Source organism: Nonomuraea sp. NPDC050547, from assembly GCF_044457345.1.
Lineage (GTDB): Bacteria > Actinomycetota > Actinomycetes > Streptosporangiales > Streptosporangiaceae > Nonomuraea.
Genome location: NZ_JBITGW010000004.1, coordinates 478759 through 497088, shown reverse-complemented (window position 1 = coordinate 497088; position 18330 = coordinate 478759). Strand labels below are relative to the sequence as shown.

Genomic DNA, 18330 nt, shown 5'->3' with positions numbered 1-18330 from the left:
CACCACCCTGCTGGTCCTGGCCATCGTGCTGGCCACCGGCTGGGCCGTCCTGCCTCCCGTGATCCCGTGACCGGGCACCGCAAGGACATCGACGGCCTGCGCGCGGTCGCCGTCCTGTTCGTCCTGGCCTTCCACGCCTCCGTACCCGGCCTGGGCGGCGGGTTCGTCGGCGTCGACGTCTTCTTCGTCATCTCCGGCTTCCTGATCACCGGCCTGATCGTGCGCGACCTGGCCGCGGGGACCTTCTCCCTCGCCGACTTCTACGCCCGCCGGGCCCGCCGCATCCTTCCGGCCGCCGGAGTGGTCCTGGTGGCGAGCGCGCCGGCGGCCTGGCTGCTGCTGCCGCCGCTGCGCGCCGCCGACGTGGCCGCCGACGTCTTCACCGCCGCCCTCTACGTGGCCAACTGGCGCTTCATCGCCCAGGAGACCGACTACCTGGCCGCCGACCGCGACCCGAGCCCGCTGCTGCACTTCTGGTCACTCGCGGTCGAGGAACAGTTCTACCTGGTGTGGGCTCCCTTGCTGCTGGCCGCGTTCTGGCTGGCCGGGCGCCGGGCCGTGGCCGCCGCCGCGGTGCTGGTCACGGCCGGGTCGTTCGCGCTGTCGCTGTCCTGGGACGGGCCCGCCGCCTACCTGGCCTCACCGACGCGGGCCTGGCAGTTCGGGGTGGGGGCGCTGGCCGCGCTGGCTCTGCCGTACCTCTCCCGCACGCCCCGCCTCCTGGCCGCACTCCTGGGTACGGCGGGAGCCGCGGCGCTGGCCTGGTCCCTGACGCTCGACGAGAGCGGCTATCCAGGGCCACAGGCACTGGTTCCCACGCTGGGGACGGCCGCGCTGATCCTGTTCCGCTCGCCGGTCTCGGCGCTGCTGAGCCACGGCTGGATGGGGGCGGCGGGGCGGCTGTCGTTCGCCTGGTACCTGTGGCACTGGCCGGTCGTCGTGCTGTTCGGCGACGGGCGGCCGTGGCCGGTCAAGCTCGCGCTGGTGATCGGCTCCGCGCTGCCCGCCTGGCTGACGATGCGGCTGGTGGAGCAGCCGGTGCGCTTCTCCAAGGTCGTGGCCGAGCTGCCGCGGCGCGGGCTGGCGGTGGGCACGGCGGCGATGACGGTCCCGGTGACGGCCGCGCTGCTGCTGGGCGGGGCGAGCGTGCCGCGTGCCGAGGTGGCCACCGCGGTGGTCGAGACGGCGCCGACCGTCGACGCGGCGGCGGCGCGTACCGACTATCCGCCCTCCGAAGGGTGCGAGGTGGCGCTGGCGACGACCACCAGCCCGCCGTGCCTGTTCACGCCCAGCGGCTCCGGGCGCGCGGGGGCGGTGCCCGGCAACGACCGCGTCGTGCTGCTCGGCGACTCGCACGCCGGGCAGTGGTTCACGATGGCGCGGCGGGTGGCGCACCGGCGCGGCTGGACGCTGGAGGTGCTGACCAAGCCGGGCTGCCCGCTGCCCGCGCTGAAGGTCGTGGATCCGCGCCTGGGCAGGGAGTACCGCGAGTGCGACGAGTGGCGCGAGAAGACCCTGACCAGGCTGGAGGGCGAGGCGCCGCCGCGGCTGATCCTGCTGGGCTCGCTGTCGGCCTACGCCGACGCGAAGACCACGCTGAAAGGCTGGCGGCCCACGCTGGAGCGGTTGTCGCGGCTGGGGGCGCCGCTGGTGTACCTGCGTGACACGCCGCTGCCCGGCATCGACGTGCCGGCGTGCCTGTCCGGCAAGCCCGCCGCGTCCTGCGCGTTCGCCCGCTCGCGCGGGCTGAAGCCGGACCCCCTCGCGGCGGGCAGGCGTCCGGGCCTGTGGACGCTGGACACCAGCGACCTGCTCTGCCCCGGCAACGGCCCCACGTGCCCGGCGACGCTCGACGGCGTCGTGCTCTACCGCGACGACTCCCACCTGACCAACACGCTCGTCCAGCGACTCGCTCCCCGCCTGGAGCAGCAGTTGGAGGAGCTCGACCTGATCCCCACGGTGCTATGAGAATCCTCACCTGCCTCCTGCTGATCTGTGTCCTCGCCGCGTGCGGCGGCGGCACGGACCGGCGGGAGGTCTTCCGCGACGACTTCGACGGCCCTGTGCTCGACACCGCGCCCGGCACCGGGCGCTGGCGGTACGAGACCGGCCCGCCGGAACGCTGGGGCACCGGCGAGATCGAGACGATGACCGCCTCTCCCGACAACGTGGCCCTCGACGGCAAGGGCCACCTGGCCATCACCCCGCGCCTGGAGGGCGGCCGGTGGACCTCCGGCCGCGTCAGGACCCAGCGTGCCGACTTCGCCGTCCCGCCCGGCGGCACGCTGCGGGTCGAGGCCCGCCTCGCGCTGCCCGCCGTCTCGCCCGCCGACGGCGCGGGGTACTGGCCGGCGTTCTGGATGCTGGGCGGGGAGACCGGCTGGCCGGCCGTGGGCGAGATCGACATCATGGAGGCGGTGAACGGCCGGCCGTCGGTCACCGGCGCCATGCACTGCGGCACCATGCCGGGGGGCCCGTGCCAGGAGCCGAAGGGTCTGGTCACGCCCGAGCAGCCGTGCCCCGGCTGCCACGGCTCCTTCCACACCTACGCGGTCGAGGTGACCGAGCGGGCCACGACCTGGCTGCTGGACGGCAGGCCGTACTTCACCTTGGACAGAAGCCTGCCGCGGGCCTTCTTCGTGATACTCAACGTGGCGGTCGGCGGCGGCCTGCCCGGCCCGCCCAACGCGGCGACCGTCCCCGGCCGGCCGATGCTGGTGGACTATGTCAGCGTCACTACACTTAGGGCCGCCTAACCTAACTGACCAAGGAATCTCATGCGCCTGCGCGTGGCGATCGCCGCACTGCTGCCCGTCCTCGCCCTCGCCGCCTGCGGAAACTCCGCGGACCCGGCCGAGGGCACCGGCCCCACCCATACGGTCAAGCACGCCATGGGCGAGACCAAGGTTCCGAAGACGCCCAAGCGTGTCGTGGTCCTCGACACGGACAAGCTCGACACCATGGTCTCCCTGGGTCTCGCCCCCGTCGGCGCGGCCCAGGCGGCCGAGAACCAGAAGTGGCCCGCCTACCTCGGCGACGCGCTCAAGGACACCAAGTCCGTCGGCACCCTCCAGCAGCCCAATCTGGAGGCGATCATCGCGCTGAAGCCGGACCTCATCCTCGGCACCAAGTTCCGCCAGGCCGCCTTCTACGACAAGCTCAGCAAGATCGCCCCGACGGTCTTCACCGAGAAGGTCGGCGTGACCTGGAAGGAGAACTTCACGCTCGACGCCGACGCGCTCGGCAAGCCCGCCGAGGCGGCCAAGCTCCTGTCGGACTACGAGACGCGCGCCAAGACGGTCGGGCAGAAGTTCGCCAAGCTCAAGCTGAGCATCGTGCGCTTCATGCCCACCGAGATCCGCATGTACGGCCCCGAGTCCTTCAGCGGCATCGTCGTCGGCGACGCCGGCGTCGGCCGTCCCGAGGTCCAGATGCTGGCCGCCCAGGAGGACAGGCGGTTCGGCAAGCTGAGCCAGGAGAACATCGCCCAGGCCGACGCCGACGCCCTCTTCTACAGCGCCTACGGCGAGGCCGCCGCCGCGTCGCAGGCCGAGGTCACCGGCGGGCCGCTGTGGAAGAAGCTCAAGGCGGTCACCTCCGGCCACGCCCACGCGGTGGACGACGAGGTCTGGATGCTCGGCATCGGGGTCAAGGCCGCCAACGGCATCCTGGACGACCTGGACGAGTACCTCACCGCGCCGGCGTGAGCCGTACCTCGTCTCCCACCCGCACGTCGCCGGGCCGCAGGACCCGGGCGTAGACCCCGGCGCACGGCTGCGCGCCCATGTCGAAGACCTCGACGCGGTTGTGGCGGGCCACCGTGCGCAGCGCGTCGGTGTCGCGCGGCAGCCCGCCGTGCGCGAGCGTGGGTACGGCGCAGCGCGGGCTGGCCGCGATGACCTCCAGCTCCGCCGCCCCGAGGCGCAGCCGGGCGCCTGCCCACGTGTTCTCGGGGAAGCCGTCGCCGGGCGTGTCGATCACGAGGTTGGGGCGGTAGCGGACCGCCTCCATCTGCCCGCGCGCGCTCAGCTCGCCGATGCGCCGCACGGTCGAGGTGGTGATGAGGTGGAGCGGGGCGAAGTCGAAGAACGTCCCGGGCGCGGCGGCGGCCAGGTAGGTGATGGTGTGGCCGACCTCCTGTTCGATGCCCCGTTCCAGCACCTCTTCCGGGATCGAGCGCTCCAGTTCGGCCGCGGGGGGCGGCGTGTCGGCGAGCCGTACCTCGCGGCCGAACAGCCTGGACAGCTCGGCGTCGCCGGGCGGCGCGACGCCGTCGAGCGTGAGCAGGTCGCGCCACAGCCGGGGGTTCTTGGCACTGGCGACCTTGCCCGTGGAAACGTCGACGACGGCGCGCACCCGGTCTCCGGAGAGCCCTCGCTCAGTGATCTCGCCGGCGTCGAGGTCTTCCCCGAGCATCGACTTGACCGGATAGCGGCGCAATGCCCCCACAACACCGACAAGATCACTCATTTCATGATCTTACGACGTGTGCGGAGCTTTTGCCGGTTTCCACAGCGATCCATCGAGCACCAGCGGCGCGCGCCGGGCCGCGAGGTGTCGAGAAACAGCAGGTAGCAGCGCTCGCCGCCGCACATGCGCACGCGTTCGACCCGATCGCCGGAAAACAGCTCGATCGCGTCCCGGGCCACCGCCGACAGGAACTGCGACCCGGTCACCGGGTACGACCACTCCCTGGCCCGGCCGGCCCCCATGACCGGAACCGGCGGCGGCGCGGCTGCCAGCTCGTTCAGGATCGCGTGCGGCTCCGGTGGGTCCGCGTCGATCCTGACCTCCGCCACACCGGCGACCTTGAAGCCGGGGGCGTCGTCCTTCACCGCCTCCATGGCGAGCGACAGGATCGCGCCGCGCAGCCGTTTGGCGTCGGCCAGCTCGTCCGCGTCCGCCCGCGCGGGGCCGTCCACGCCGAGCCTCGATCCGGCGATCCATTCGGCCAGATCGGCGGGGGCGTGCAGCCGTTCCCACGGGTTCACCGCCCCGCTGAGCAGGAATTCCAGGCACAGCGTGCCCGCGTCGAACCTGAACCGCTGACCGTCGCCTCCGGTCAGCACCATCGCGCTTGCGCTCTCCACGGGAGCAGTGTAACACTGGACACCAGTTAAACCGGTGTACGTAGAGGAGACGACGATGAACGAGATCATTGAGCTGACCGAGCGTTCGTGGGAAGCCAACAGGAACGGCGACGCCGCCTTCTTCGACCGCTTCCTCACCGCCGAACCGGTGAGCGTCTCCCCCTGGGGCGTCATCACCGACCGGGAGGCGATCCTCAAGGGCTTCGCCGAGAACCGCAACCCCTACACCCGCACCGAGCAGTCCGGCCACCGCGTGGTCCGGCTGACCGAGGACAGCCTCGTCCACATCAGCCTGGTCGAGATCGACGTGCTGGTGAACGGCACCGAGAAGCAGACCGTGCGCTACCAGGCCACGACGACCCTGGTCCGCCAGGACGGCGAGTGGAAGGCCGCCGTCTTCCAGGTCACCCCCGCCGGAGCCTAGGGATCCAGGCGGGCACCGCCCTGCGGTAGTCCTCGTACTCCTGCCCGAAGGTACGGCGCAGCGTCGGCTCCTCGTAGAAGCGCACGAACGACCACGTGACGATCCCGACGAGCGCCGCGTACCAGAGCAGGCTCAGCCGTCCGAGCAGCAGGGCCTGCCCGACGATGGCCAGCTCGACGGCCACGTACATGGGATTGCGGACGTAGCGATAGAAACCCCCCACCACGAGGCGGCTCGGCGCGGCCACCGGCATCGGCGTGCCCAGCCCCTCGACCACGAAGCGGACGAACGCCGGCACGATCACCACCGCCCCCGCCACGACCATGACACCGCCGAGCCCCCGCAGCGGCGGCCACATCGGCCCGGAGTGCCAGCCGGTGATCAGCCACGGCGCCACCCCGGCCACCAGCCCCGGCCCGAGGACGAAGAACAACGACGTCACCGTCGCCGCCACCGGCTTCCGCATCCGCATTACCCCCAGAAGCGCCGAAGATGAGGGACGAGCTCGGCGGCCCGCTCGTCGGGGAAGAAGAGCCGGCCACCGTCGATCTCGACGACCTCCCGCACGCCCGGGATGGTGTCGCGCAGCCAGCGCGCCCATTCCACGCCGAAGAAGACGTCACCCGTACCCCACACCACAAGCGTTGGCACGGCAAGCACCGTCAGTTGCGGCTCGATGGCCACCATCTCCTTGGCGTCGATCCCGGCCAGGAGCCGCTCGAAGGCCCGCCCGCCGCCGGGCTTGGCGAACATCGGCCGCAGGTACGCCTCCACGAGGGCCTCGGGGTCGTCGATCCGCTCGTAGCCCTCGCCGTACACGCTCTGGCCGATCAGGTTGGGGTGCTGGATCAGGGCCTCGACCAGGGGGACGAGCTCGCCTTTGGCGGCCAGGTCGACGGTGGGGCGGAAGGCCTCGGGCGGGGTGTTGTCGTGGACGTCGCAGTTGGTGAGGGTGAGGGAACGGAGCCTGTCCGGATGGCGTACCGCGAAGATCTGGGCGATCGCGCCGCCGGTGTCGTTGGCGACCATGTCGACCTGGTCGAGTCCCAGGTCGTCGCAGAACTCGGCCAGCGCTTCCGCCAGTCCCGGCAGAGTGAGGTCGTCGGCGATCGGGCTGTCGCCGTGGACGGGCAGATCGGGTGCGACGCATCGCCGTTCGCCGCGTAGCTCGGCGATGACGTTGCGCCAGAGGTAGGAACTCGTGCCCACGCCGTGCACGAACAGCGTGGCCGGCCCCTGGCCCTCGTCGATGTGGTTGAGCATGAACGCCTCCAAACAAACCGACTGTCGGTCTGGAAAATACCCGACTGGCAGTCGGTATGTCTAGAGTTGGTTCATGAACCTCAAGGCAGAGCGGGGCGCGGCCACCCGCGACCGGGTCCTCACGGTCGCGCGACGCCTGTTCGCCGAGCAGGGCTACGAGGGCACCTCGATCGAAACCGTCCTGCAGGAGACGGGGCTCAGCCGGGGGGCGCTATACCACCACTACTCGGGCAAGGACGCCCTGTTCGAGGCGGTACTTGAGCAGGTGGAGACGTCCGTGGGGGTGCGGCTGATGGAGGCGGTGAAGGGCATCGCCGACCCGGCCGAGGCTCTGGTGACGGGGTGCCTGGCATGGGTACGAATGGCCCACGACCCGGCCACCCGCCGCATCGTGCTGATCGACGCACCCGCCGTACTGGGGTGGGAGAGATGGCGAGCGCTGGAGGAACGGCACGCGTTCGGCATGCTGAAGGCAGCGCTGAGGGCGACCGGACGGGTGCCGAGAGCGGCACTGGACGTGTACGCGCACATGCTGCTGGCCGCGATCAACGAGAGCGTGTTGCTGGTGGCGAGGGGGAACGAGCTGGAAGGCGCCGAGAAGGCGGTGGAAGACTTCCTTCACCGCCTCCTCCGCCCCTAAAGGCAAGGTCATCGCCCTTGGCGCGCTTCGCGCTTCTGGAGCTCAGGCGTTTCTCCAGTCGAGCTGAAGCTCGACCCCTGAAGGGCCTCCCTTCGGTCGGGCCGCCATATCGAGGCCCCACCCGTTGCCCAGCTAGGCGGCTGGCCAGCTCCTGCCCACCCGTGCCAGTTGGGGTGGGGGCCGGCTGACTGCCCATGGCCAGATCCCGCCCACCCCTTGCCCAGCTAGGCGGCCAGCCAGCTCCTGCCCACCCGTGCCGGTTGCGGTGGGGACCGGCTGGGTGTCCTTGGCCGGCTACGTCGATGTGACCGGCCGGCGCGAACCTCAGTGACACGAACCTGGCCGAAGCGCCCCTGACCCATCGGACCCCCATCAACGGCCGAAGCGCGTCGAGTGTCTCGCCCCGTGGCCCGCTCCTGGTCGAAGGCTCGGACCGGCCGTGCTCACCGGACCACGTTGAGCCGGTGAGCGCGCGGTGAGGCCGCGGTGAAGGGGGCCCACCAAGATCAGGGCCATGGACCTGTTCACACCGAGCGTGTGAACCCGAGACGGCCGCAACCGCTCCCGTCGCGGGTCCCTGACAGGTCGATGAAGGCAAGGCCAGCCGGGCCTTGTCAGCCATCGGCACCTGAGTCGAAGGAGACGCTCATGCAAGTCCCCCGCTTTCTGCCCGGCCTTCGCAGCAAGTTCCTTCCCAAGGCGGCCGCCGTCGCGGCCCTCGCCACCGTCCTCACCACCGCCGGCTTCGGAACCAGCGCCAGCGCCAGCAGCAGCGCCAATGCGGCCTCGTGTCGGGACTTCGTGGCAACTGACACCATGGTTGCCGTGACCTGCGAGGCCCGCCCCCACTCACAGTGGCGCGTTGCCGGCAAGTGGTGCAGTTCCGGCTTCAACTGCAACACCGTCCTGGGCAACTGGGCCGGCCACGGCGGGAGGTCGACCGCCTACCACCCCGGCGGCAAGCACTTCACTGACTCATGGATCCTCGCGCGCTAGATGCACCCGGGAAGGGGCGTGTGAAGCGCTCCTCCCCGTCTTCACCATGCCGACGCCGGCTCCCAGGCCGGCCTCCCGGGCGGGAAGATCCACAGTGCTGGGCCGGACGGATACCGGCGGGGGCGCCGCCGTACGGCTTCGGCCCGGGAGAACCCGCCGGCCACGCCTCCTAGGTCGTGGTGTCGGTCGCGTACTGCGGACGGCCGCTGGGCCGGTAGACCTGGATCGTTATGCCATGTGAGGTGGCTCGGGAGTCGATCAGTTCCAGCGCCGTGTCCGGGCCGGCGTCGGGGAACAGCCGCCTGCCCTGGCCGACGACCACGGGATACGTGATCAGGATGATCTCGTCGACCAGCTGGTTGGCGAACAGCCAGCGGACCAGGTCGCCGCTGCCGTGTACCTGTAGTTCGCCTCCGGGTTTGGCCTTCAGGTCGCCGATGGCGGCTGCCACGTCTGTGGACAGGACGGTCGTGTCCGCCCATCGCGGGTCGCCGAGCGTGGTCGAGGCCACGTACTTGGGCCGGGAGTTCAGGGCCGCTGAGATCGGGTTGTCGCCCTGCTCCGCCCCCCAGGAGCCGGTTCCCCACGAGCCGGCGAAGATCTCGTAGGTCCGGCGGCCGAACAGGAACGCGTCGGCGCGCTGGTAGACCGCGCCGAGGAACGCCTCGGCCTCGTCGTCGAAGAGCGGCAGCGCCCATCCACCGCGCTCGAATCCGCCCCTGCGGTCCTCATCCGACCCGCCGAGGCCTTGCATCACGCCGTCGACAGAGACGTTCATGATGGTCGTCAGTTTCATGGTCCCGCCTTTCTTCTCGTTGGACTGTTACGACCCGGGGAGCGCGCCGAACTCATCGATCGGTCCCTCGTGCGTCCGCGCGGCCACCGCCACTGCCTCGGCGAGCTGACGGCTTGACAGGTTCGGGAACACGCGCTGGTGTACTGCTGCGGCCCCGCGCCGGCGCTCGCCGCGGCCGGGGCCGCCTTCCCCGCCGGACGCCTGCACCTCGAACGTTTCCGCCCAACACCACCTTCGAGGTGGGGTGCGCCCGATCGGGCCAGACGGTTCCCGTCTCCCCGGAGGAATCGATGCTGGACGCCCTGACGTACGCCGGGCCGCCACCACGAAGAGTCGACTCAGCCCTCGTCGGTGGTGTGGTCCTGACGCGTCTGGATGTTGGTGGCGCCGTCGCCCGTGGAGATGATCCCGCTGTTCTCACCCCTGACAACGACCGACCGCTCCCCCGTGGCCGAAACGCCGGACGGTCCCCCGCCATCGGACGGAGGATCGGGTTCAGCGGCGGACGGCCGGGTCAGCCAGAACGCGACCAGCGCGCCGGCCGCGGCCACCGCCACGGCGACACCCGTCCACCCCCAGCTCCATCCGGCATCGGTCAGCACCTGGTTGCTGGCCACCGCCGTACCCACGCCGAGCGGTACCGACAACAGAAGCAAGATCCGCCGGCCCCAAGCCCGTGTACGTCCGCGCATACCGGCATCTTCGACTCCCAGCCAAGGCCGCGCAACGCGTTCACGCGTCACCCATCGCACGAACCGTCGTCACGGCTGCGCGGTGAGAGGCGCAGGCGGGACCGTCGCCTCGTGGCGTGGGTTGGCGAGGTCGTGGGCGGAGCGGGTCAGCCAGATCAGGCTCAGGGCGCCGGCGACCGCCGAGACCGTGCCGGGGACGTTGCCGACGCCTTCCAGCAGCCGGTCCAGCAGCGAGGAGGTCAGCATCAGGACCAGGGCGGCGATGCCGTACGCCACGGTGGAGGTTTGCCAGCGGCCGTCATTGCGCTGCGCCCGCAGGATCAGCACGGTCCACAGCAGTCCCGCCACCCCGCCGACCAGGACCAGGAAGTCGCCCACGGGCATGCCGAGCCAGTCGAGCACCTCGGAGACCGCGACGCTTCCGTACGCGACGACGCCGAAGGACCGCATGTGGTCGCCATGTTTCAGGCCACGCGTCAGCACCGGGTGGTACAACCACACCACCGCCAGCATCACCGCGGCGTCGAGCAGGCTCATCCACCATGACCAGGACGTCACGAGGGGATAGATCAGCCAGGACGCCGCCGCGACGTACAGCGCGATCCGCAGTCGCGCCGTGTCCCGATCCATCTCGAACGGCGGGCCCACCAGCGGCCCGCGCAGGCCCTGCCACAGCGCCCACGCCCACATCGCGCCGACCAGCCCCAGGATGACCACGCTGCGCCACGTCACCGCGAGGCTCTCATCCATCTCGGGCACCAGCGTCAGCCGCAACATCGCGCTCAGATCGCCCGAGATCAGGGCGAGCGCTCCGACGATCGCCAGCGCGACGACGTAGACGCCCACGACGAGAAGGGCGAGAAGGCTTAATCGGTATCGACGGGACACGTGGCACTTCCTGGGGTGAAGGTGATCGAACGCCTCACCCTAGCGAGCCTTCGACCCCCCAGTCGATCAAGCATTCCTTCGGGCGGCCTAAGGAGAGGGTGCGCCTTGGAACCAGGCGGAGGTGGCCGGGCTGCCGCAACCCAGCCCGGCCCGATCGGGACCGGTCCCGCTTCCCGACCGGCCGCGGCGCTCACCCGAGCAGAGGGCCTCCGTTGGAATTGATCATTGTCGCCGCTGCTCGCGTGGATGATTCGGGACGAGCATGAGTTTGCCGCCGGGACGACGCGACTGGCTGAGCCCGGCGGCCTCGGGGATCTGGTCGAGGGTGTAGGTACGGGCGACCGACACGGCCAGGACGCCTTCGCCGGCCAGCCGGGCGAACTCGTCCAGCCGGTCGTAGCGCATGTCGATGCGGGTGATCCGGGTGCCCAGTTCGGCCGCGGCGGCGAAGTCGGAGACGGTGAGGACGCGGTCGGGGTCGCCGGTCAGCTTGATGAGGGCCGGCAGTGAGCCGCCGGCCGGGCTGGTCTGGTCGGGGCGGTCGATCCGGCCGCCGGTCGGGGCCGTGTCCAGGGCACGGTCGACGCGGCCTCGCGCTACCGGGCAAGACATCGCGAGACGATTCCCTGGGCGGCGGTACGCAAAGGTCAGGGCTATGCGACCTCCCGGATCCATGTCCGGGTTGTCCGCTCAGAAAGGCGGTGTCAACCGGCTCGCATCCGTCGAGGAACACCCTGCGGGCCTACCTCAGGCAAGGAGTGCGTTCATGCGGATGTCCCTCAGCTCGATCGCCGTGCTCACGCTCGCGTGCGCCGCCTGCTCATCCCCCGGTACGGCGGGCCTGCCGGCACCGGCGCCCGCCACGACCATCACGTCACCGTCCGGCCCCACCCAGTCCCCGACATCCTCCCCCGAACCCCCGGAACCGTCAGCCGCGAGAGCGAAGATCCCCGACGTCGTCGGTATGAACCTGCAGGCCGCCCAGGACACCATGCAGGCGGCCGGCTTCTACTTCCTCGACGACCAGGACGCCACCGGACAGGACCGGCTGCAGATCTACGACCGCAACTGGGTCGTCACCAGGCAGACACCGGCCGCGGGCCGCAAGGCGGACCCGGCGACCCGCATCACCCTGTGGGCCAAGAAGCACGGCGAATAGCCTGTGCGATGGCAACTCTGGGCCGGTTCGGCCCATGTCATCGGAGATCCGGAAGCGCAATGGGCGGCATCCGGTCCGCCGGAGAGACGACCAGGTTGAGGTGAGCACCGCCTAGACCCACTGACTCTGGACCTTTGATCAATCTCCGGGCATCGAAAGACCGGCGCCGCCCCAGAGCAACGAAGACCCGTTGCCCGGCCAAGGACACCCACCCGGCCCCCTACCTACCGGCACGGGTGGGCAGGAGCTGGTCGGCCACCCAGCCGGGCAAGGGGTGGGGCCCCAAAGCAAGGCGCCCGGAGCGAAGCGGAGGCCCGACAGGGGTCGAGCCCCGGCTCGACTGGAGAAACGCCTGAGCCCCACAAGCGCGAAGCGCGCCCAAGGCGATGACCTTGCCTTTCGCCAGGCAACACGCCTGAGCGCGAAGCGCGATGACCTCGCTTTTAGGCGGCGGCCATCTTGCGGAGCCGGGCCAGGGCGTCTCGCTCGATCCGCCGGGCCCGGTCTCGCCCGATCCCGTACCGCTCTCCGACCTCGGTCAGCGTGTGCTCGCGCCCGTCCACCAGCCCGTAGCGCCACCTCAGCATCTCGGAGGTGTCGCCCTCCAGGTCGGTCAACCACTGGTCAAGCCGCTCACGCTCAAGGATCTCGATCGCCTGCTGCTCGGGATCGGCCCACGTCTCGTCCGCGATCATGTCGCCAAGCTCGGTCTCGTCCTCGTCTCCGACGCCAAGCTGCAGCGAAACGGGGTCGGACGCCCACCGGCGCAGTTCGCGAACCCGTTCGATGGGCAGTTCCAGGACCTGAGCGAGGTCGTCATCAGTGGGCTCAGTGTCGAACTCGGCCAGCATGTCACGCCGTACCCGCATCAGCCGGGTCATCTGCTCACCGGCATGCGTGGGCAGCCGTACCGGGCGAGCCTGTTCGTGAATGGCCCGTCCGACCGACTGCCTGATCCACCACGTGGCATACGTGGAGAACTTGTACCCCCGCTGGTAGTCGAACTTCTCCACCGCTCGCACCAGTCCCAGGTTCCCCTCCTGGACCAGGTCGATCAGCGGCATCCCCCGCCCGGAGTACTTCCGGGCAACCGCCACGACCAGCCGGAGGTTGGCCTGGATGAACTCGTCCTTCGCCCGCTGTCCCGATATCGCCAGCCGTTCGAGCTCCTCGTCGGCGACGTCCCCGATGCGGGGCTCCGAGCCTCCGCTGTCGAGCAGTTGCTCGGCGAAAAGCCCCGCTTCGATCCGCTTGGCGAGCTCGACCTCCTCCTCGGCGGTGAGCAGCGGGACCCGGCCTATCTCCGCCAGATAGGTTCCGAGCAGGTCGCGTTCGGCGACCTCCTGCGTGCGACTCCCCGTAGGCCTTGCCATCCCCAGGCACCTCGTTCCCGCAGCTGCGTTCTATACCCGGCCAACGTGTGGTCCGAAGCAAAGATTCCCTAAACAGGTACGCCGCTGGGATGGTTCTGGTTGTCCTCCTTCAGGAGGAGACGGCCGCTACCAAGGGTACGCCCGGGCGGTATGCGAGGTGCACATACGAGGGTGCGTCGAGGGTCACGTAGTCCGCGCGCGACCCCGGCCGCAGCACGCCGACGTCCTCCCGCCGGAGCGCGCGGGCCCCGCCGTACGTGGCGGCCCTGACGGCTTCCAGCGGCGTCATCCTCATCTCCCGTACGGCCAGCGCGATGCAGAACGGCATCGACGAGGTGAACGACGAGCCGGGGTTGCAGTCGGTCGCGATGGCCACGGTGGCCCCGGCGTCGATGAGGCGTCGCGCGTCCGGGTAGGGCGAGCGCGTCGAGAACTCGGCCCCCGGCAGCAGCGTGGCCACGGTGCCGGAGGAGGCCAGCGCGTCCACGTCCGCGTCCGTCAGGTGCGTGCAGTGGTCGGCGGAGGCCGCCCCGAGCTCGACGGCGATCCGCACGCCGGGCCCCTCGGTGAGCTGGTTGGCGTGGACCCTGGGCAGCAGCCCGGCCTTGATGCCCGCGGTGAGGATCTCCCGCGTCTGGTCGCCGTCGAACGCGCCGCGCTCGCAGAAGACGTCCACCCATTTCGCGTACGGCGCGCAGGCCGCCAGCATCTCCCCCGCCACGAGCCGCACGTAGTCGTCGGCGTCCACCCCGGCGGGCACCACGTGCGCGCCCAGATAGGTGGTCTCGTCGACGAGCCCGGAGGCGATCTCCAGCGAGCGCCGCTCGTCCTCGACGCTGAGCCCGTAGCCGCTCTTGATCTCGACGGTCGTGGTGCCCTGGCGGCGCATCTCGGCGAGGAGCGCGGCGGCGTGCGTGGCCAGTTCGGCGTCACTGGCGGCGCGCGTGGCGGCGACGGTGGTGCGGATGCCTCCGGCCGTGTACGGCTGGCCGGACATGCGCGCGTCGAACTCGGCGGTACGGTCACCGGCGAAGACCAGGTGGGCGTGGCTGTCCACGAAGCCGGGGATGACGCAGCGCCCGGCGGCGTCCTCACGTTCGTCGGCCTCCGGCGCCTCGGCCGCGGGCCCGGTCCAGACGACGCGGCCGTCCTCGACGACCATGGCGGCGTCCGCGATCTCCTCGCGGGCGGGGTCGCCCGTGTAGAGGAGGCCGATGCCGTCGATCAGTTTCGCGCTCACCGCAGGGCTCCTATCGCCTCGGCCAGCATCTGACCGACATTTCCGGAAATGTGGTGGCCGTCGGCCACGATCTGGCGGCCCGAGGAGACCACCGAGTACACGTCCGCCGCCGTCGCCGCGAAGACCACCGCTTCGGCTCCCGTGGCGCCGGCCGTACGGACGGAATCGAGGCGGACCGTGACGAGGTCGGCCCACGCGCCCTCGGCCAGCACCCCCGCGTCCGGGAAGCCCAGCGAGGCGTGGCCGGCGGCCGTCGCGGCCGACAGCAGTTCGGCGGCGCGCCAGTGGCCGCGCTTCTCGCTGGCCAGGCGCTCGTCGAGTTCGACCGCCCGCGCCTCCTCGAACAGGTCGATCACCGCGTGGCTGTCGGAGCCGAGGGTGATCGGCGCGCCCTTGTCGAAGAGCGTCCTGGCCGGGCCGATGCCGTCGGCCAGGTCGCGTTCGGTGGTCGGGCACATGCAGACGTGCGTGCGCGAGCCGCCGAGCAGTTCGACGTCGGCGTCGGTGAGGTGGGTGGCGTGCACGGCGGTCGAGCGCGGGCCCAGCGCGCCGCGCTCGTGCAGGACCTGCACCGGCGTGGCCGCGTACCTCTCGACGCAGGCGGCGTTCTCGGCCCGCTGCTCGGAGACGTGGGCGTGCAGCGGCGCGGCGTGCCGGTGGGCGAACTCCGCGACCAGCGGCATCTGCTCGGGCGGCACCGCGCGTACCGAGTGGATCGCGGCTCCGGCCACCACGTCGGGCTGTCCGGCGTAGCGCGCGGCCAGGTCCTCGGCCCGCAGAGCCCACCGCTCGGCGTCGCCGTCGCCGAAGCGGGCCTGCGCGCCGGCCAGCGGCGTGCCGATGCCGCCGGTCAGGTAGCAGGTGTCGAGCAGAGCGATGCGCAGCCCGGCCTCGCGGGCGGCCCGCACGAGCGCGTGTCCCATGGCGTTGGGGTCGGCGTACGGGCGCCCGCCGGGGGCGTGGTGCAGGTAGTGGAACTCGCCCACGCAGGTGATCCCGGCCATCGCCATCTCGGCGTAGACGGCGCGCGCGAGGGTCAGGTAGGAGTCGGGGTCGAGCCGGGCGGCGATCTCGTACATCTGGTCGCGCCAGGTCCAGAAGTCGCCCCTGCCGGTCTGGGTGGCGCCGCGCAGCGCCCGGTGGAAGGCGTGGGAGTGGGCGTTGGCCAGCCCCGGCACCGTGATCCCCGGCAGCCGCCGCGCGCCGGGCGGCGGCGGGCCCTGGGTGACGGCGGCGACGCGCTCGCCGCCGACCTCGACGATCACGCTCTCGGCGACGCCGTCGGGCAGCCACGCCTGTTCGCACCAGTAGGTCAGCGGCACAGGTCCTCCAGGACGTGGGCGAGCGCCTCGACCCCGGCCGCGCAGTCGGCCTCCTCGGCGTGCTCGGCGGGCGAGTGGGAGATGCCGGTCGGGTTGCGCACGAACAGCATCGCCGACGGCACCCCGGCCGAGGCGAGGATGCCCGCGTCGTGCCCGGCCCCGGTCGCCAGGACCGGCACGTCTCCGGCCGCGGCGGCGACGCGCTCACGCAGGGCCTCGTCGAAGTCGACCACCGGCGTCCAAGACTCCTCGCTGACCTGCTCGCCCGCGCTCAGTTCCGCCACCAGCGCCCGTACCGCCCGCTCCCAGGCGCCTCTGGCGTCCAGCCACGCCGAGACCTGTCCCGGGATGGCGTTGGCGTTGTTGGGCGAGACGCGCACCTTCCCGAACGTCGCGACCACGCCGTAGCGGCGCGCCGCCTCACGGGCGGCCAGCACCTTGCCCGCGTAGGCGAGCATCGGGTCGTCGCGATCCTCCAGGCGCGTGGTGCCGGCGTGGTTGGCCTGGCCGCGGAAGTCGAAGCGCCAGCGGCCGTGCGGCCAGATCGCGCTGGCCACGCCGACCGGCCGGCCGCGGTCGACCAGCCCTCTGCCCTGCTCGACGTGCAGCTCGACGAAGACGCCGACGTGCCCGAGCGTCTCCTCGTCCTTCCCCAGCCCGTACGGCTTGCGCCCCGCCGCGGCCAGCACCTCGGCCAGTGTGCGCCCGTCGTCGTCGGCCAGCCCTCTGGCCCGGTCGGGATCGAGGACACCGGTCAGCAGGCGCGAGCCCATGCACGGCACCCCGAACCTGGCGCCCTCCTCGTCGGTGAAGCAGGCGATGCCGAGGGGCCGGCCCGGCTGGAAGCCTCGCTCCTTGAGCAGGTCGAGCGCCTGGAAGGCCGACACGACTCCGAGGGGGCCGTCGTAGGCGCCGCCCTGCCGTACCGAGTCGAGGTGGCTGCCCGTGACCACGCCTGGCGTCACCGACGGGTCGCCCCACCACGCCCAGAGGTTGCCGTTGCGGTCCTCGCGCAGATCGAGGCCGCGCCGGCCCGCCTCCCCGGCGAACCATTCCCGCAGCTCCAGGTCCACGGCCGACCAGGCATCCCGGACATAGCCGTTGGTCGCGGGATCCCGCCCGATGTGCGCAAGTTCTCCAAGCATGGGGTCACTCTAGTGAATGAATCCATTCATAGGACAGGGCCGCTCCGCGGGCGGAGGATGAGATCGGTCAGGTGGGCGTCGGCGCCCGCGGTGACGGCACCGAGAATCGCGCCGGCCACGGTCTCCGCGGCCAGGTACTTGTCCGGCTCGAACGCGCCGCCCTCCTGCTCGCGCACCGCGCGCTGCATGTCGGTGGCCACGCGGCCGGGGTAGAGGCTGGTGACGCGGAGTGCGGGCTCCTCCTGGCGCAGGGCGTCGGCGAAGGCGCGCAGCGCGAACTTGCTGGCGGCGTAGGCGGCCCAGCCCGGGTTGGCACGCTGGCCGGCGCCGGAGTTGACGCACACGACGTGACCTTCGGCGGCGCGCAGGGCCGGCAGCAGCAGGCGGGTCAGCTCGGCGACGGCCACCACGTTGATCTCGTAGGTGTCGCGCCAGACGCTCGCCGGGGTGTCGGCGATGCGGGACAGCTCGGCCACGCCCGCGCTGTGCACGAGGACGTCCAGGCGTTCGACGTCCGGCAGGTCCGCGGCCCGCAGGCCGGTCAGCTCCACCGGCCACACCCGGGCGCCGGGAAGGTCCGCGGCGACCTCGGCCAGGGCTTTCTCGTCGCGTCCGCCGAGGATCAGTCGGTGGGTCGGGGCCAAGGCACGCGCGACGGCCGCGCCCACCCCGCGAGAAGCCCCCGTCACCAGCGCGATCGGTCGTTCACTCATGCCGTCACCCTAGTCACCCTTGACACATACTCAAATTTGAACTCAAACTTGAGGATGTCTTCGACGCGTGTACTCATCCTCGGCACCCTGCTCGACGGCCCGCTCAACGGCTACCAGGTCAGAAGGCAGCTGGAGATGATGGGCGCCGACTTCTGGGCCAACGTCGCCTACGGGTCGATCTACCACGGGCTGTCGAAGATGGCCGACGAAGGACTGCTGGACGTCGTGGAGAGCGGCAAAGGCGGAAAGACCGTCTACGCGCTCAGCGACGACGGCCGTTACCAGTTCTTCCATCTGCTCATGACGTTCTGGAACGAGATCAAGCCCATCGTCGACCCGTTCCAGGTCGCGATGACGTTCATGGACCGGCTCGGCAAGCCCGAGTTGCTCGGCGCGCTGCGCGACAGGAAAGAGCAGCTCACGATCGCGATCGCGATGACCGAGCGGGCCCTGGGCGCCAAGCGGGGCGCGGGCGCGCCCCGGCACATCGACGAGAACCTCAAGCTCAACATCGGCATGCTCAAGGCCCAGCTCGCCTGGTGCGAGGAAGCCGTGAAAAAGGTGGAAGCCGACGAGCTTCCCTGAGGAG

General features: G+C 71.1%; 21 protein-coding genes. 8 read left to right on the top strand and 13 right to left on the bottom strand.

Going from position 1 to position 18330, the window contains the following annotated elements:
• The first annotated feature begins 66 nt into the window (after positions 1 to 66).
• From ACIBHY_RS13070 to ACIBHY_RS13060, 3 genes are read left to right on the top strand one after another with little or no spacing between them, the layout of a single operon-like run.
• The gene (locus ACIBHY_RS13070) at positions 67 to 1968 is read left to right on the top strand and encodes an acyltransferase family protein (protein WP_397306754.1); all 1902 of its coding nucleotides are present in this window, start codon (positions 67 to 69) and stop codon (positions 1966 to 1968) included.
• Positions 1965 to 2756, top strand: a complete 792-nt coding sequence (locus tag ACIBHY_RS13065) for a family 16 glycosylhydrolase (RefSeq protein ID WP_397253502.1) — start codon at positions 1965 to 1967, stop codon at positions 2754 to 2756. The genes ACIBHY_RS13070 and ACIBHY_RS13065 overlap by 4 nt, the downstream gene beginning before the upstream one ends.
• A 21-nt stretch (positions 2757 to 2777) precedes the next feature.
• The gene (locus ACIBHY_RS13060; protein WP_397306753.1) at positions 2778 to 3707 is read left to right on the top strand and encodes an ABC transporter substrate-binding protein; all 930 of its coding nucleotides are present in this window, start codon (positions 2778 to 2780) and stop codon (positions 3705 to 3707) included.
• On the opposite strand, the gene ACIBHY_RS13055 is transcribed toward ACIBHY_RS13060, so the two are convergent.
• Entirely contained in the window at positions 3691 to 4470 is a 780-nt protein-coding gene (locus ACIBHY_RS13055) for an MOSC domain-containing protein (protein WP_397253499.1), read from the bottom strand. The genes ACIBHY_RS13060 and ACIBHY_RS13055 overlap by 17 nt on opposite strands.
• Complete coding sequence (locus ACIBHY_RS13050) at positions 4467 to 5090, bottom strand: CGNR zinc finger domain-containing protein (RefSeq protein ID WP_397306752.1); 624 nt, start codon at positions 5088 to 5090, stop codon at positions 4467 to 4469. Before ACIBHY_RS13050 ends, ACIBHY_RS13055 begins: the two co-directional genes overlap by 4 nt.
• A gap of 55 nt (positions 5091 to 5145) precedes the next feature.
• Here ACIBHY_RS13050 and ACIBHY_RS13045 point away from each other — a divergent pair, with 55 nt between their 5' ends.
• Positions 5146 to 5514: a nuclear transport factor 2 family protein gene (locus tag ACIBHY_RS13045; protein WP_397253497.1), complete on the top strand. Its 369-nt coding sequence runs from the start codon at positions 5146 to 5148 to the stop codon at positions 5512 to 5514.
• Here ACIBHY_RS13045 and ACIBHY_RS13040 read toward each other — a convergent pair.
• Entirely contained in the window at positions 5495 to 5980 is a 486-nt protein-coding gene (locus ACIBHY_RS13040; protein ID WP_397253495.1) for a methyltransferase family protein, read from the bottom strand. The two genes, ACIBHY_RS13045 and ACIBHY_RS13040, sit on opposite strands and share 20 nt — an antisense overlap.
• A 5-nt stretch (positions 5981 to 5985) precedes the next feature.
• Positions 5986 to 6777: an alpha/beta fold hydrolase gene (locus ACIBHY_RS13035; RefSeq protein WP_397306751.1), complete on the bottom strand. Its 792-nt coding sequence runs from the start codon at positions 6775 to 6777 to the stop codon at positions 5986 to 5988.
• Between the two features lie 73 nt (positions 6778 to 6850).
• Between ACIBHY_RS13035 and ACIBHY_RS13030 the strand changes: the two genes are divergently transcribed.
• Positions 6851 to 7417 carry a TetR/AcrR family transcriptional regulator gene (locus ACIBHY_RS13030; protein ID WP_397253491.1) on the top strand — a complete coding sequence of 189 codons (567 nt, stop codon included), beginning with the start codon at positions 6851 to 6853 and terminating at the stop codon, positions 7415 to 7417.
• 648 nt (positions 7418 to 8065) lie between these two features.
• Positions 8066 to 8413 (top strand): hypothetical protein, encoded by a 348-nt coding sequence (locus ACIBHY_RS13025; protein WP_397306750.1) that lies wholly within the window; start codon positions 8066 to 8068, stop codon positions 8411 to 8413.
• A 169-nt stretch (positions 8414 to 8582) separates the two neighbouring features.
• On the opposite strand, the gene ACIBHY_RS13020 is transcribed toward ACIBHY_RS13025, so the two are convergent.
• The 4 genes from ACIBHY_RS13020 to ACIBHY_RS13005 form a co-directional block, all read right to left on the bottom strand.
• Entirely contained in the window at positions 8583 to 9209 is a 627-nt protein-coding gene (locus tag ACIBHY_RS13020) for a dihydrofolate reductase family protein (protein WP_397253488.1), read from the bottom strand.
• 338 nt (positions 9210 to 9547) lie between these two features.
• Positions 9548 to 9856: a hypothetical protein gene (locus ACIBHY_RS13015; RefSeq protein ID WP_397306749.1), complete on the bottom strand. Its 309-nt coding sequence runs from the start codon at positions 9854 to 9856 to the stop codon at positions 9548 to 9550.
• A gap of 114 nt (positions 9857 to 9970) precedes the next feature.
• Positions 9971 to 10747 carry a hypothetical protein gene (locus ACIBHY_RS13010; RefSeq protein WP_397306748.1) on the bottom strand — a complete coding sequence of 259 codons (777 nt, stop codon included), beginning with the start codon at positions 10745 to 10747 and terminating at the stop codon, positions 9971 to 9973.
• Positions 10748 to 11011: 264 nt separating this feature from the next.
• Entirely contained in the window at positions 11012 to 11401 is a 390-nt protein-coding gene (locus tag ACIBHY_RS13005; RefSeq protein ID WP_397306747.1) for a zinc-binding dehydrogenase, read from the bottom strand.
• 154 nt (positions 11402 to 11555) lie between these two features.
• Between ACIBHY_RS13005 and ACIBHY_RS13000 the strand changes: the two genes are divergently transcribed.
• Positions 11556 to 11948, top strand: coding sequence for a PASTA domain-containing protein (locus ACIBHY_RS13000; protein WP_397306746.1), 393 nt, complete (start codon positions 11556 to 11558; stop codon positions 11946 to 11948).
• Between the two features lie 443 nt (positions 11949 to 12391).
• Here the strand turns inward: ACIBHY_RS13000 and ACIBHY_RS12995 are convergent, their stop codons facing one another.
• The 5 genes from ACIBHY_RS12995 to ACIBHY_RS12975 all read right to left on the bottom strand — a co-directional run bounded on the left by ACIBHY_RS12995 (position 12392) and on the right by ACIBHY_RS12975 (position 17741).
• Positions 12392 to 13321, bottom strand: a complete 930-nt coding sequence (locus ACIBHY_RS12995) for an RNA polymerase sigma factor RpoD/SigA (protein ID WP_379609264.1) — start codon at positions 13319 to 13321, stop codon at positions 12392 to 12394.
• Positions 13322 to 13430: 109 nt separating this feature from the next.
• A complete protein-coding gene (gene hutI, locus ACIBHY_RS12990) occupies positions 13431 to 14561 on the bottom strand; it encodes an imidazolonepropionase (protein ID WP_397306745.1) in 1131 nt (376 codons plus the stop codon).
• Positions 14558 to 15883 (bottom strand): formimidoylglutamate deiminase, encoded by a 1326-nt coding sequence (locus tag ACIBHY_RS12985; RefSeq protein ID WP_397253475.1) that lies wholly within the window; start codon positions 15881 to 15883, stop codon positions 14558 to 14560. Before ACIBHY_RS12985 ends, hutI begins: the two co-directional genes overlap by 4 nt.
• Positions 15874 to 17028 carry an allantoate amidohydrolase gene (locus ACIBHY_RS12980; protein WP_397306744.1) on the bottom strand — a complete coding sequence of 385 codons (1155 nt, stop codon included), beginning with the start codon at positions 17026 to 17028 and terminating at the stop codon, positions 15874 to 15876. The genes ACIBHY_RS12985 and ACIBHY_RS12980 overlap by 10 nt, the downstream gene beginning before the upstream one ends.
• Positions 17029 to 17054: 26 nt before the next feature.
• On the bottom strand, positions 17055 to 17741 hold the full coding sequence (locus ACIBHY_RS12975; RefSeq protein ID WP_397306743.1) for an SDR family oxidoreductase: 687 nt from the start codon (positions 17739 to 17741) through the stop codon (positions 17055 to 17057).
• Positions 17742 to 17795: 54 nt separating this feature from the next.
• Between ACIBHY_RS12975 and ACIBHY_RS12970 the strand changes: the two genes are divergently transcribed.
• Positions 17796 to 18326: a PadR family transcriptional regulator gene (locus ACIBHY_RS12970; RefSeq protein ID WP_397306742.1), complete on the top strand. Its 531-nt coding sequence runs from the start codon at positions 17796 to 17798 to the stop codon at positions 18324 to 18326.
• Positions 18327 to 18330 lie beyond the last annotated feature (4 nt).

Bases quoted from the DNA above. Each gene is read 5' to 3' on its own strand.
- ACIBHY_RS13065 (WP_397253502.1), top strand. From the start codon at position 1,965: ATGAGAATCCTCACCTGCCTCCTGCTGATCTGTGTCCTCGCCGCGTGC.
- ACIBHY_RS13060 (WP_397306753.1), top strand. From the start codon at position 2,778: ATGCGCCTGCGCGTGGCGATCGCCGCACTGCTGCCCGTCCTCGCCCTC.
- ACIBHY_RS13055 (WP_397253499.1), bottom strand. From the start codon at position 4,470: ATGAGTGATCTTGTCGGTGTTGTGGGGGCATTGCGCCGCTATCCGGTC.
- ACIBHY_RS13045 (WP_397253497.1), top strand. From the start codon at position 5,146: ATGAACGAGATCATTGAGCTGACCGAGCGTTCGTGGGAAGCCAACAGG.
- ACIBHY_RS13040 (WP_397253495.1), bottom strand. From the start codon at position 5,980: ATGCGGAAGCCGGTGGCGGCGACGGTGACGTCGTTGTTCTTCGTCCTC.
- ACIBHY_RS13035 (WP_397306751.1), bottom strand. From the start codon at position 6,777: ATGCTCAACCACATCGACGAGGGCCAGGGGCCGGCCACGCTGTTCGTG.
- ACIBHY_RS13030 (WP_397253491.1), top strand. From the start codon at position 6,851: ATGAACCTCAAGGCAGAGCGGGGCGCGGCCACCCGCGACCGGGTCCTC.
- ACIBHY_RS13025 (WP_397306750.1), top strand. From the start codon at position 8,066: ATGCAAGTCCCCCGCTTTCTGCCCGGCCTTCGCAGCAAGTTCCTTCCC.
- ACIBHY_RS13020 (WP_397253488.1), bottom strand. From the start codon at position 9,209: ATGAAACTGACGACCATCATGAACGTCTCTGTCGACGGCGTGATGCAA.
- ACIBHY_RS13005 (WP_397306747.1), bottom strand. From the start codon at position 11,401: ATGTCTTGCCCGGTAGCGCGAGGCCGCGTCGACCGTGCCCTGGACACG.
- ACIBHY_RS13000 (WP_397306746.1), top strand. From the start codon at position 11,556: ATGCGGATGTCCCTCAGCTCGATCGCCGTGCTCACGCTCGCGTGCGCC.
- ACIBHY_RS12995 (WP_379609264.1), bottom strand. From the start codon at position 13,321: ATGGCAAGGCCTACGGGGAGTCGCACGCAGGAGGTCGCCGAACGCGAC.
- ACIBHY_RS12980 (WP_397306744.1), bottom strand. From the start codon at position 17,028: ATGCTTGGAGAACTTGCGCACATCGGGCGGGATCCCGCGACCAACGGC.
- ACIBHY_RS12975 (WP_397306743.1), bottom strand. From the start codon at position 17,741: ATGAGTGAACGACCGATCGCGCTGGTGACGGGGGCTTCTCGCGGGGTG.
- ACIBHY_RS12970 (WP_397306742.1), top strand. From the start codon at position 17,796: ATGTCTTCGACGCGTGTACTCATCCTCGGCACCCTGCTCGACGGCCCG.